This is a genomic window from Pseudomonas subflava (genome assembly GCF_023823685.1).
GTDB lineage: Bacteria > Pseudomonadota > Gammaproteobacteria > Pseudomonadales > Pseudomonadaceae > Aquipseudomonas > Aquipseudomonas subflava.
In genome coordinates this window covers 488,538-500,845 of the sequence record NZ_JAMXBF010000003.1, presented here as the reverse complement: position 1 = coordinate 500,845, position 12,308 = coordinate 488,538, and the positions used below count along the sequence as shown (strand labels likewise).

Below are 12,308 nucleotides of genomic sequence, written 5' to 3'. Positions count from 1 at the left end.
GCCAACGAATGGACATCCCCATGTCGAATCAGTCCGCAATGGACGAGGAAAGTTTTCGTCGTATTCTCAGCCGCAACGTCAGCCTGCCCCTGGGGCTCGGGCTGCTCAGCGCGCTGTTCTTCGCCGCGGTGATCGGCTACCTGCTCAATGCGTTCAAGTGGGTGGAACACACCGACCAGGTACTCAATCGCGCCAGTGAAATCTACAAGCTGAGCCTGGACATGGAAACCGGCATGCGCGGATTCCTGCTCAGCGGCAACGAGGAATACCTCGAGCCCTACCAGCTGGCGCGGGTGAAATTCGCTCCGCTGGTGGAGCAGCTCGCCGTGCAGATCGCCGACAACCCCATGCAGGTTCAGCGTACCCAGCGGCTGCTGGCGCTGCAGCAGCAGTGGGACGAATACGCCCAGGAGATGATTGCCGCCCGCCGTGGCGGAGCCGACTTTCTCGGTGACGTGATCCGCGGGCGCGGCAAGAGCCTGACCGACGCCATGCGTCGCGAACTGGACGCCTTCATCGGCAGCGAGCGCACCCTGCGCCAGGAGCGCAATGAGGACGTCAGCAGTAGCACCACCTGGAGCACCGGCGCCTACTTGCTGGTAAGCATCCTGTTCAGCGGCCTGCTAGCGCTGTTCGGCCGTCGCGAGCTGCTCAACCTGTCGCGCGTGTATTCCGAGGCCATGGACAAGCAGGCCGCTTACGCCGAGGAGCAACGCCAGCGCGCCTGGCTGCGCGGCGGCCAGACCCAGCTCGCCGAGCGCCTGATTGGCCAGCAGCAGGTGCAGGACCTGGCCGATCGCTCCCTGGAGTTCCTCGCCGAATACCTCGGCTGCGTGGTCTCCGCCCTCTATCTGCGCGACCTGCAGACCGGCGACCTGCAGCGCATCGCCGGCTACGGCTTCAGCAACGACGAGTCGCTGGGGCAGCAGTTCTATCGCAACGACGGCCTGGTCGGACAGGTGGCCCAGAGCCGCCGCCCGGTGCAGCTGGAGCAGCTGCCGGACGATTACATCAAGGTCGCTTCCGGCCTCGGCGAGGGCGCGCCGGCCAGCGTGATCCTGGTGCCGCTGCAGGCTGACGACCGTACCAACGGCGTGCTCGAGCTGGCCTTCATGCGCCCGCTCGGCGCGCGCGACCAGGAATTCCTGGAGTCCATCGCCGGCGCCGTCGGCGCCTCGTTGGAAGCCGCGCGCTATCGCCAGCGCCTGCAGGAAGTGCTGGCCGAGACCCAGCAGCTCAACGAGGAGCTGCAGACCCAGCAGGAAGAACTGCGCGCCGCCAACGAGGAGCTGGAGCAGCAGGCGCGCCTGCTCAAGGAGTCCCAGGCGCACCTGGAGACCCAGCAGGCCGAACTGGAGCAGACCAACGAGAAGCTCTCCGAGCAGACCCAGGTGCTGGCCGACCAGCGCGACGAACTGGACCAGCGCAACGTCGCCCTGGGCCGCATCCAGGTGCAGCTGGAAGAGCGCGCCGAGGAGCTGCAGCGCGCCAGCCGCTACAAGTCTGAATTCCTCGCCAACATGAGCCACGAGCTGCGCACGCCGCTGAACAGCTCGCTGATCCTGGCCAAGCTGCTGGCGGAAAACCCCCAGGGCAATCTGGATGGCGAGCAGGTGAAGTTCGCCGAGTCCATCTACTCGGCCGGCAACGACCTGCTCAATCTGATCAACGACATCCTCGACATCGCCAAGGTCGAGGCCGGCAAGCTGGAGGTGCGCCCCGAGCGCACCCTGCTCGCCAGCATGCTCGAAGGCCTGCGCGACGTGTTCGCCCCCTTGGCCGGCGATCGCGGCCTGGGCTTCGAGGTCGAGCTGCACGCCGGCGTGCCGGAGGTGCTGTTTACCGATCGCCAACGCCTGGAGCAGATCCTGCGCAACCTGCTGTCCAACGCGTTCAAGTTCACCGAGCGCGGTTGCGTCACCCTGAGCGTGTCGCGACATGACGAGCGCACCTTGGCCTTCGCCGTGCGCGACACCGGTATCGGCATCGCGCTCGACCAGCAGGAGGTGATCTTCGAAGCCTTCCGCCAGGCCGATGGCACCACCAACCGCCGCTATGGCGGCACCGGCCTCGGTCTGTCCATCTCGCGCGATCTGGCGCAACTGCTTGGCGGCAGCATCGGCGTCAGCAGCGTGCCCGGTGAGGGCAGCGTGTTCACCCTGCTGGTGGCCGAGCGCATGGACGAGGCGCCGCGCATCGAGCCGCAACCGCTGCCGGCACCCGTGCCGGCGCCGCGCCAGCCGGCCCCAGTGCCGGCCGTGGCGCGCCCGGCCGCGCCCTTCCCTGACGACCGCGAGCTGCTGGCCGAGCGCGGTGGCCGTTGCGTGCTGGTGGTGGAGGACGAGGCGCGCTTCGCCCGCATTCTCTTCGACCTGGCCCACGAACTCGGCTACGCCTGCCTGGTGGCGCCAGGCGCCGACGAGGGCCTGGAACTGGCGCGCCTGCATCGCCCCGACGCCATTCTGCTCGACATGCACCTGCCCGATGGCTCCGGCCTCGGCGTGCTGCAGCGCCTGAAGGATGACGCGCAGACCCGACACATCCCCGTCCACGTGGTGTCGGTCGAGGACCACAGCGAGGCGGCCCTGCACCTGGGTGCGGTCGGCTACGCGCTCAAGCCCACCAGCCGCGACCAGCTCAAGGACGTGTTCGGCAAGCTCGAGGCCAAGCTCAACCAGCAGGTCAAGCGCGTGCTGCTGGTCGAAGACGATCCGCTGCAGCGCGACAGCATTGCCCGCCTGATCGGCGACGAGGACATCGAGATCACCGCCGTGGCGTTCGCCGGCGAGGCGCTGGAGAAGCTGCGCGAGACGGTGTTCGACTGCATGATCATCGACCTCAAGCTGCCGGACATGCAGGGCAACGAGCTGTTGCGGCGCATGGCCGCCGAGGACATCTGTTCGTTCCCGCCGGTGATCGTCTACACCGGGCGCAACCTGACCCGCGACGAAGAGGCCGAGCTGATGAAGTACTCGCGCTCGATCATCATCAAGGGCGCCCGCTCGCCGGAGCGCCTGCTCGACGAGGTCACCCTGTTCCTGCACAAGGTCGAGGCCGAGCTGTCCAGCGAGCGCCAGCGCATGCTCAAGACGGCGCGCAGCCGTGACAAGCTGTTCGAGGGCCGGCGCCTGCTGCTGGTGGACGACGACGTGCGCAACATCTTCGCCCTGTCCAGCGCGCTGGAGCAGAAGGGCGCGGTGGTGGAAGTGGCGCGCAATGGCCACGAGGCGCTGGCCAAGCTGCGCGAACACGACGACATCGACCTGGTGCTGATGGACGTGATGATGCCGGAGATGGATGGGTACGAGGCCACCCGGCAGATCCGCAAGGAGGCGCGCTGGAAGAACCTGCCGATCATCGCGGTCACCGCCAAGGCGATGAAGGACGATCAGGAGCGCTGCCGCGAGGCGGGCGCCAACGACTACCTGGCCAAACCCATCGAGCTGGATCGGCTGTTCTCGCTGATCCGCGTGTGGATGCCCAAGCTGGAACGCCTCTGAAATGCCCGACGAGATCGAACTGCGCCTGCTGATCGAGGCGATCTACCTGCGCTACAGCTACGACTTCCGCGACTACGCGGGCGCGTCGCTGAAGCGGCGGGTGCGCCAGGCCCAGGCGCAGCTGGACTGCCCGACCATCTCGGCCCTGCAGGAACGCATCCTTCATGACCCCAAGGCGTTCATGCAGCTGCTGCAGTTCCTCACCATCCCGGTCAGCGAGATGTTTCGCGACCCCGGCTACTTCCTCGCCCTGCGCCAGCAGGTGGTGCCGCTGCTGCACACCTACCCATCGCTGAAGGTGTGGGTGGCCGGCTGCAGCACCGGCGAAGAGGTGTATTCGCTGGCCATCCTGCTGCGCGAGGAAGGGCTGCTCGAGCGGACCATGATTTATGCCACCGACATCAATCCACATTCGCTGGAGAAGGCCGAGCAGGGTATCTTCGCCCTCGACCACATCCGCACCTATACCGAGAACTACCAGCGCTCCGGCGGCAAGCGCGCGTTCTCCGATTACTACACCGCGGCCTACGACCGCGCGCTGTTCGACAAGACGCTGCGTGACAACGTGACCTTCGCCGATCACAGCCTGGCCACCGACAGCGTGTTCGCCGAGACCCAGCTGATCTCCTGCCGCAACGTGCTGATCTACTTCAACCGCGGCCTGCAGGACCGGGCCCTGGGGCTGTTCCACGAGTCGCTCTGCCACCGCGGTTTCCTCGGCCTGGGCAGCAAGGAGAGCCTGGACTTCTCCGGCTACGCCCGGCAGTTCGAGGCGCTGGTGCGGCAGGAACGGATCTTCCGCAAGCGATGAGCAGGCAACCGCAGATCCGCCTGCGCGGGCGTTCGCGTGCGCCGCTGGAGGCCATTCTGGTCGGTGCGTCGGCAGGTGGCGTCGAGGCGCTGATGAACCTGTTCGATGGGCTGCCGGCAGACTTCCGCCTGCCGGTGGTGTGCATGCTGCATATGCCGGAGAGCGGCGACAACCTGCTGGTGGAGCTGCTCGCCCGCCGTGTGGGTTTGGCGGTCAAGGAGGCCGAGGACAAGGAGCGTCTGCGTGGCGGCGTGCTTTACGTGGCGCCGGCGGGCTACCATCTTTCCATCGAGATGGATCGCAGCTTCTCGCTGAGCCGCGAAGAACCCCGACACTTTTCCCGACCCTCGATCGACATTCTCTTCGAGTCCGCCGCCGACGCCTATGGCGCCGGGGCAGCTGGCGCGCTGCTTACTGGCGCCAACGAGGACGGCGCCGCCGGCCTGCTGGCGATTGCCCGGGCCGGTGGCCTGACACTGGTACAAACACCGTCCGACGCTCAGGTGCGGACCATGCCGGAGGCGGCGCTGGCGCTGTTGCAGCCGGACTTTCTCCTGCCCATCGATGCCATGCGCACGCTGCTCGCCGAACTGGATGCCCCCCTATGTTGAGGAAGATCGAAGCCAAGCTGCTGATCGTCGATGATCTGCCGGAAAACCTGCTGGCGCTGCACAAGCTCATCCAGGACGACGAGCGCACCGTCTACCAGGCTGCCAACGCCGACCAGGCGCTGTCGCTGCTGCTGGAACACGAGTTCGCGCTGGCCATTCTCGACGTGCAGATGCCTGGCATGAACGGCTTCGAGCTGGCCGAGCTGATGCGCGGTACGGAGAAGACCAAGCACATCCCGATCATCTTCGTCAGTGCCGCCGGGCGCGAGCTGAACTACGCGTTCAAGGGCTACGAGAGCGGCGCGGTGGATTTCCTGCACAAGCCGCTCTCGCCGTTCGAGGTGCGCAGCAAGGTGGCGGTGTTCGTCGAGCTGTATCGCCAGCGCAAGGCGCTGAGCCATCAGCTCGAGGAACTGCAGGCGGCTCGTCGGGAGCAGGAAGCGCTGCTCACCGAACTGCGCGAGACGCAGACGGAGCTGCAGAAGGCCGTGCAGATGCGCGACGTGTTCATGTCGGTGGTGTCCCACGAGCTGCGCACGCCACTCAACGGCCTGACGCTGGAGGTGCAGCTGCGCAAGATGCGCCTGCAGCAGAACCGCGACGAGGCCTTCACCCTGGACAAGCTGCGCGAGATGACCGCCCGCGACGAGCGGCAGATCCGCAGCCTGACCCGGCTGATCGACGACATGCTGGACGTGACCCGCATCCGCACTGGCAAGCTGTCGATCCGCCCGCAGCCCGGCGATTTGGGCGTGCTGGCCGGGCGCGTGGTGGAAAACCTGGCGGCCCAGTTCGCCAGCGCCGGCTGCCATGTGGAGCTGGCGGTCGATGGTCCCGCGCCCGTGCTGATGGACGAATTCCGCATCGAGCAGGTGCTGGCCAACCTGCTGACCAACGCCCTGCGCTACGGCGGTGGCAAGCCGGTGACGATGCGCGTCTGGGAAGAGGGCGAACAGGTCTGCGCCGAGGTGCGCGACCGGGGCCTGGGCATCTCCGAGGTCGACCAGCGGCGCATCTTCGAGCAGTTCGAGCGGGTCGGCGACACCAGCGTCGCCCAGGGGCTCGGCCTGGGGCTCTACATCAGCGAGCAGATCGTCCATGCCCACGGCGGACATATCACCGTGTGCAGCCGGGTAGGCGAGGGTTCCTGCTTCACCGTCCTGCTGCCGCGCCTGCACGGTCGTGCAATTTGCAATGAGTAAAAGCGTGCACTTTGCAAAGCGCATGACACGGTGGTGTCATCGATAAAATAAGTTGCTGATTTAAAAGGAAATTTTAAAGCGAATAAGTTGGCATGGCCGCTGCAACATCAGTCTCCGTAAGCCCCATTCACCCGCTGACGGAGAAGCACCATGCACACTGTTCACCTGAGCCTGTTCTGCGCTGCCGCACTGCTGGTCAATGGAGCTTACGCCACGGAGTTCACCGGCTCGGCCGGCGCCGCCGCGAAGACCGCAGAACTGACCGTACCGGCCGTCCAGGTCGGCCAGGCTCAGGATGCCACTTCCCTCCTCGACCTCGACGGTTATGCCGAGCTGCGTCGTCAGGCCTCCCGCGCCGCACGCGAGGACGGCCGCTGGGTGCGCATCTCCGACCAGGGTGACACCGACACCGCCGCCCGCCAGCCGCGCCCGTCCGACAGCACCCCGCGCTGGGTGTTCTAAGCGACCGACCGAAAGGAGCCTGCCATGTCCCGTAGCGCCGTGTTTCTGCTGATCATGACCCTGCTGAGCCTGGGTTCCCTCTGGCTGAACCCCGATATGGCCGAGATCCCCGCGCTGGCACTGAAATGCGCTTCGGGCTTCTTCGGTTTCGCCTTCGCCTTCGCGCTGGTGGCGGGCCGCCGCTTCAAGTTCGACCCGATCCTGCGCTGAGCGCGGGTTCGATCTCAGCCGCCTGCGGGCGGCTTTTTGTTGCCCTCGAAAGGGGGTAACGGCTTCCGCCGCGGCCGCGCTAGTGCACATGTGCTAATTGCCCCCGCCTCCCCGCGCCCCTAGATTCCCAGCTTCCATGTCATCCGGCGGAGCGTTCGTCCGCCTGCCGCCACAGGAAGTCCAGATGCCCTCGCTCGCTCGGATTCGTTTCGCCGGCCTGCTTCTCGCGTTGACCGGCGCCCATGGCTTCGCCGCCGATATCGAGGACATCTTCCATGCGGAAGACACCAACGGCGACGGCGCGATCTCCGTGGACGAGGCGCGGGTCGTGGCGCCGGCGAACTTCCTCCGCATCGACCGCGATGCCAGCGGCGGCGTCGAGGCGCAGGAGATCGCCGAGTTCACGGCCGCCGAGTCCTGTCCCGACGGGGTATGGCCGGCCGACGTGCTGGCATCGGTGGCGCGCAAGACGCTGGAATACTGGGACGGCAACCGCGACGGCAAGGTGACCGAAGCGGAGTACGCGGACGCTGCCGTCGCCCTGATGCTGCTGGCCGACGCAGACGGCAACCGCGAGGTGACCCGCGAGGAGCTGCAGCGCTTCCGCGGCGAGGCCGCGTCACCCCGATGACGGGGCCCGGGCCTAGCCCGGCCCCTGTCGGGGGCTCAGGGCGTGCGTGAGTCTCGGACCTCAAGGCAGAGCGGTACAGCGCTTTCATCTTCGGCAGCTAGCCAATCTGGGCTGGTCGGCTCGCGGTGACCTGCGCCTGCATTACCGCAACGGGCCGCTACGGCGGCTGCCCGATCACGTCGCGTGAACGCACTCGACGCGATTGCGCCCCGCCGCCTTGCCCCGGTAGAGCGCGGCATCCGCCTGCTGGATGCAGGCGTCGAGGGCCTGCGCACTTGTGAGTCCCGCCGAGACGCCGAGGGTCACGGTGCAGCTCAGCGGCCGGTCCGGGCTGGTGCCGGGGACTTCGCTGTGTTCGATCGCCGCGCGGGTGCGTTCTGCCAGCTGCAAGGCGCCGTCCCGGGTCGTGTCCAGGCTGATCACCACGAACTCCTCGCCACCCAGCCGGCAGATCAGATCGCCCTGGCGGGCGCTGGCCTTGAGGACCTGGGCGACGTGGCAGATCACCCGGTCGCCCACCTGGTGGCCATGGGTGTCGTTGATGTCCTTGAAGTGATCGATATCGACGATCAGCAGGTAGGCCGGCCCGGCCGTTCGCGAGCGGAAGTGCGCCTCCAGGCCTTCCATCAGCCCGCGCCGGTTCAGCACCCGGGTGAGCGGGTCGTGGGCGGCCATGCTGCGCAGTTCGTCCGTGAGTCGGCGCAGCACCAGCCAGACCACGCACGGCGGCAGCACGGTGCCGAGGAAGGACATGTAGATGTAGAAGGTCCGCTGAAAGGCGCTGTTCAGGTCGAGGGCCTCGAGGCCGCCGGAAAGGATCACCACCAGCTTCGCGGCATTGAGCGCGCCGAGGACGCCGATCAGCACGGCGAACACCGCCATCTCGGCGCGCAGGTCCCGCGCAACGGCGCGGCCGGCGTAGAGCGCGGCCAGGGCCATGGCCAGAAAGAGCGCGGCGCACGAGCCCGCCAGTAACGCGTGACGGGCCTCGCTGCCGAGCGTCGTCTGCACCAGCACCTGCATCGCGGTATAACCGGCCGCCACCGTCAGCAGCGGCCGCCACACCGGGGTCGGTCGGTCGAAGAAGCGCAGGGCGCCGAGGACGTAGGCGATGGGCGCACAGAGTGTGAGCGTGTGGTTGACGACGCTCATCAATCCCCAGCCCGCCGGGCCGCCCAGCAACTGCAGGATGTAGGCGAGCCCGAGCAGCAGATTGCCCAGGGCGAATACTTCCATGCCCATCTTCTTGCCGTTCAGCCGGGTGCTGATCAGCAGGAACATCACGCAGAAACACAGCAGATGCACGCAGAGCATGCCGAGGATGACGGTGGTGACCATGGATTCGAGCACGTGGGAGTCAGCGACGGGAGCCGAGCACGGAGGGCATGACGGAACGCCGGCCAGGACGTTCCCCGGCGTGATGGCGGGGCTATTGGATGTCGGGAATGCTAGCCAGATGTCGCGCCGGATGACAATCGGTCGGCGCGTCGGTCACCGGATTGCTGGGCGTTCAATCGATCTCGCGCGGCCCGGTGCGCGTGGTGGCCATGGCGGGTTTCGGTGCGAATCTGGCGGCCGATGCGCTCTACCCGAACGCCAACCTCGAGGGTCAGGGCCCGCCACTGCAGGGTGGGCGGCGCTACCGCCTGCACTTCGCGGCCGGGCAGCTGCCACCCGCCAAGGCCTTCTGGTCGGTGACCGCCTATGATGGCGACGCGCCAATCCACCGTGCCGCTATGCCCTGGGTGATCGCGATCCGCTCGCATACAACGAGGACGGATCGCTGGACCTGCTCCTGCAAAGCGAGGCGCCGGATGCCGCGAAACGCAGCAACTGGATACCGATCCCGCAAGAGGGGCCGTTCAGCCTGACCGGCAGAATCTATCTGCCCGAGGCCAGCATGCTCGAGGGTCGACGGCACATGCCCGCCACGGAGCCGCTATAACGAGCCGGAGGCCGCGGCGCTGCTTCGGGCGCCGATCTCCGGCCGGTAGCCTGTCACCGGGATCTTCCAAAACAAGCGGTCACGGCCTCCGCGCTTGCGGCTCGTCCGCTAGAGGCCCAGCTCCGACAGCCCCGGATGATCGTCCGGGCGACGCCCCAGCGGCCAGCGGAACTTGCGCTCGGCCTCGCTGATGGGCAGGTCGTTGATGCAGGCGAAGCGGTGGGCCATCAGACCGTTGTCGGCGAACTCCCAGTTCTCGTTGCCGTAGGAACGGAACCAGTTGCCGGAGTCGTCGTGCCATTCGTAGGCATAACGCACGGCGATGCGGTTCTCGGTGAAGGCCCACAGCTCCTTGATCAGGCGGTATTCGAGCTCCTTGTTCCACTTGCGGGTCAGGAAGGCCTGCGCCTCGGCGCGGCTGCTGGCGAACTCCGCGCGGTTGCGCCACTGGGTATCCGGGGTATAGGCGAGGGCCACCTTGCCGGCATCACGGCTGTTCCAACCGTCTTCGGCCAGACGCACCTTGAGGATCGCGGTCTCGCGGGTGAAGGGTGGAACCGGCTGGCGGATTTCGGGCGTGGACATGGGCTTGCTCCTGTGGGCGAAGGGGATTGGGGCGTTCAGTGGCGCGCGGCGCCGGCGACTGGCTGACGAATGCCGGTGCGTAGCGCGCGCCACAGGCTGAGCAGGCGGTTGGCCGAGGCGGCGGAGCAAGGGTGTTCGAGCGCCGCGGCCATCTGCGGCAGCAGCAGGTTGGCTTCCCACTCCATGACGTCACGGCTCGGCGGAGATGACGCGGGTGCGTCGTGCCATTGCACGGACGGCTGCATTTCCCAACTGCGCAAATCGCTTCTGTTCATGTCACGGCCTCCTCGTCAGAGATCCAGCACCAGGGGTTGCGGGCTGTCGTCGGTCTGCGCCGGCACGGCGCAGCAGATCAGCACCTTGTCGCCATCCGGCAGCTGCGCCGGCGGATTGGGGTAATGCACGGCGCCGCTGACCAGCCTGGCGGCGCAGGTGCCGCACGAGCCGCCACGGCAGCTGAATTCGGGGCTCAGGCCACGGCTTTCGGCCAGCTCCAGCAGGCTGCCGCTGTCGGGCTTCCAGCGCGCCTCGGTGGCCGAGGCGGAGAAGTACACCGGCACCGGCACCGTGGCTGCTGGTGGCTGCTCCAAGCTCGGTGGCTGTTCGCTCTGCGAACGGCGCAGGGCGGAGGGGCCGAAGGCCTCGGCGTGGATGCGCTGGTCGGGGATGTTGAGGCCGCGCAGGCCGTCGTACATGTCCTGCAGAAAACCGCTGGGGCCGCACAGGTAGAAGTCGTAGTCGTCCAGCGGCAGGCGCGCCTTGACCTGGGCGAAGCTCAGACGGCCGGCCAATTGATAGTCACGTTCGAGCTGCGCCTCGGCGCCGGGGCTGCTCAGGGCGCGGTGGATATGTAGCAGCCCGTCCGACTGCTGTTGCAGCGCCGTCAGCTCCTCGCGGAAGGGTAACTCGGCCAGGCTGCGGGCGCTGTGGAACAGATGGATGTGCCGCGCCCGCTGGTGCTGGCGGTTCTGCGCCACCAGCTCGCGGGCCATGGAAATCATCGGCGTGATGCCGACGCCAGCACCGATCAGCACCACCGGCCGCTCGCTGTCATCCACCAGGGTGAAGCTGCCCAGCGGGCTGCGCACTTCCAGCAGATCGCCGACCTGGATGTTTTCGTGCAGGTGGCGCGAGGCCTTGCCCTGCAGCTTCACGCTGATGCGGATATGCCCGTCGGACGGCGCACTGGAAACGCTATAGGTCCTGACCAGAGCTTCGTCGCCGGCCTGCAGGCGCATCGGCAGATGCTGGCCGGCGGCGAAGTTCACGCTGGCGTTGTCCTGCGGGGCGAGGAACAGCGAGCGGATGTCGCTGCTCTCCTGCTGCACCCGCGCCACGCGCCACTGCTGCCATTGCCGGCGTTGCTCGTACTGGCGCACGCGCTCCTCGGTCTCCGCCCAGGTGCCGGTGGCCAGGCTGGTGGGGGCGTAGTCGTGGAACTGCCAGCGGATGCCCACGGCGGCGGGGCGCAGCGCCACGTGCTCGACCTCGACCGTCCACAGCCGCTCGGCGCCTTCGAAAGACTTGGTCAGCGGGCTGTCGAGCAGCAGCTCGGTGCGCCCGCTGACTTGCAGCATGTCGCCACTGGCGAAGTCGACGAACAGCAGGCCGGCGATCGGGTTGGCCTGCAGGTTGCCCAGGGTGTTGAAGAACAGGTTGCCGGCGTAGTCGGGGATGGTCAGGCGGTTGCCCTCGACCCTGACGAAACCGGCGCGGCCGCCACGGTGGGAGACGTCCACCGAGCGGCGGTGGTCGTCATGCTCGACGTAGCTGGCGACGAAGAAGGTGTCGGCGGCGCGGATCAGCGCACTGCTGTAGTCGTCCAGGCTGGTGAAGTCCTGGCGCGGCGGCTTGCCGCCTGCAGGCACGGTGACGCGGGTGTAGGAGCGTTCCTGGATGTACTTGGGGCAATTGCCGTAGGAGTGTTCGACCTCCACCGCGAAGCCTGCGGCCGAGGCCTGCTGGATCACGCCGTTGATGCGGTTGCGGCGGCGCGTATGCAGCTCGATGCCGAGCATGCCGATGGCGCTGCCCGCCTGCAGTCCGGCGGCGGCCGGGTCCTGCGCGTCGAGCTGGCTGGCGAGGTACAGGTGCTGTGGATCGGCGGAGGTGACGAAACCTTCCGGCCCTTCGAGCAGGGTCGCCCAGGGGCGACCGTCTGCATCCACCGCGCCGACCACCATGAACGGCAACTGCTGGTAGAACTCGCGGTGCTGGTCGGGCATGTAGTCGCGGATGACCTTCTGCCCGATCACTTCCATGCGCTCGCTGGCGTACACCTTTTCCTGCAGCTGGCGTTCGCCGGCATGCCAGGGCGACTTACGGTGCTTGGGTAGATGGTCCATGACGGC

At 67.3% G+C, this 12,308-nt stretch carries 11 protein-coding genes and 1 pseudogene; 8 read left to right on the top strand and 4 right to left on the bottom strand.

The window, feature by feature from the left end; translation table 11 throughout:
• Positions 1 to 20 precede the first annotated feature (20 nt).
• From NF616_RS05700 to NF616_RS05670, 7 genes are all read left to right on the top strand, one after another.
• Positions 21 to 3,500 carry a response regulator gene (locus NF616_RS05700; protein ID WP_252272168.1) on the top strand — a complete coding sequence of 1,160 codons (3,480 nt, stop codon included), beginning with the start codon at positions 21 to 23 and terminating at the stop codon, positions 3,498 to 3,500.
• A 1-nt stretch (position 3,501) separates the two neighbouring features.
• Positions 3,502 to 4,311, top strand: a complete 810-nt coding sequence (locus tag NF616_RS05695; protein ID WP_252272167.1) for a CheR family methyltransferase — start codon at positions 3,502 to 3,504, stop codon at positions 4,309 to 4,311.
• On the top strand, positions 4,308 to 4,922 hold the full coding sequence (locus NF616_RS05690; RefSeq protein WP_252272165.1) for a chemotaxis protein CheB: 615 nt from the start codon (positions 4,308 to 4,310) through the stop codon (positions 4,920 to 4,922). The genes NF616_RS05695 and NF616_RS05690 overlap by 4 nt, the downstream gene beginning before the upstream one ends.
• Positions 4,916 to 6,124 (top strand): hybrid sensor histidine kinase/response regulator, encoded by a 1,209-nt coding sequence (locus NF616_RS05685; RefSeq protein WP_252272163.1) that lies wholly within the window; start codon positions 4,916 to 4,918, stop codon positions 6,122 to 6,124. Before NF616_RS05690 ends, NF616_RS05685 begins: the two co-directional genes overlap by 7 nt.
• A 150-nt stretch (positions 6,125 to 6,274) precedes the next feature.
• A complete protein-coding gene (locus NF616_RS05680; RefSeq protein ID WP_252272161.1) occupies positions 6,275 to 6,586 on the top strand; it encodes a hypothetical protein in 312 nt (103 codons plus the stop codon).
• 24 nt (positions 6,587 to 6,610) lie between these two features.
• Positions 6,611 to 6,796, top strand: a complete 186-nt coding sequence (locus NF616_RS05675; protein WP_252272159.1) for a PA3371 family protein — start codon at positions 6,611 to 6,613, stop codon at positions 6,794 to 6,796.
• Between the two features lie 184 nt (positions 6,797 to 6,980).
• Positions 6,981 to 7,427 carry an EF-hand domain-containing protein gene (locus tag NF616_RS05670; RefSeq protein ID WP_252272158.1) on the top strand — a complete coding sequence of 149 codons (447 nt, stop codon included), beginning with the start codon at positions 6,981 to 6,983 and terminating at the stop codon, positions 7,425 to 7,427.
• A 174-nt stretch (positions 7,428 to 7,601) separates the two neighbouring features.
• On the opposite strand, the gene NF616_RS05665 is transcribed toward NF616_RS05670, so the two are convergent.
• Positions 7,602 to 8,777: a GGDEF domain-containing protein gene (locus NF616_RS05665; protein WP_252272156.1), complete on the bottom strand. Its 1,176-nt coding sequence runs from the start codon at positions 8,775 to 8,777 to the stop codon at positions 7,602 to 7,604.
• Between the two features lie 197 nt (positions 8,778 to 8,974).
• Here NF616_RS05665 and NF616_RS21250 point away from each other — a divergent pair.
• Positions 8,975 to 9,372: pseudogene (locus NF616_RS21250) on the top strand (DUF1214 domain-containing protein).
• A gap of 108 nt (positions 9,373 to 9,480) precedes the next feature.
• Here the strand turns inward: NF616_RS21250 and NF616_RS05660 are convergent.
• From NF616_RS05660 to NF616_RS05650, 3 genes are read right to left on the bottom strand one after another with little or no spacing between them, the layout of a single operon-like run.
• Positions 9,481 to 9,957, bottom strand: a complete 477-nt coding sequence (locus NF616_RS05660) for a nuclear transport factor 2 family protein (protein WP_252272154.1) — start codon at positions 9,955 to 9,957, stop codon at positions 9,481 to 9,483.
• A gap of 35 nt (positions 9,958 to 9,992) precedes the next feature.
• Entirely contained in the window at positions 9,993 to 10,232 is a 240-nt protein-coding gene (locus tag NF616_RS05655; protein ID WP_252272153.1) for a hypothetical protein, read from the bottom strand.
• A gap of 15 nt (positions 10,233 to 10,247) precedes the next feature.
• The gene (locus NF616_RS05650; protein ID WP_252272151.1) at positions 10,248 to 12,302 is read right to left on the bottom strand and encodes a pyridoxamine 5'-phosphate oxidase family protein; all 2,055 of its coding nucleotides are present in this window, start codon (positions 12,300 to 12,302) and stop codon (positions 10,248 to 10,250) included.
• Positions 12,303 to 12,308: the final 6 nt, after the last annotated feature.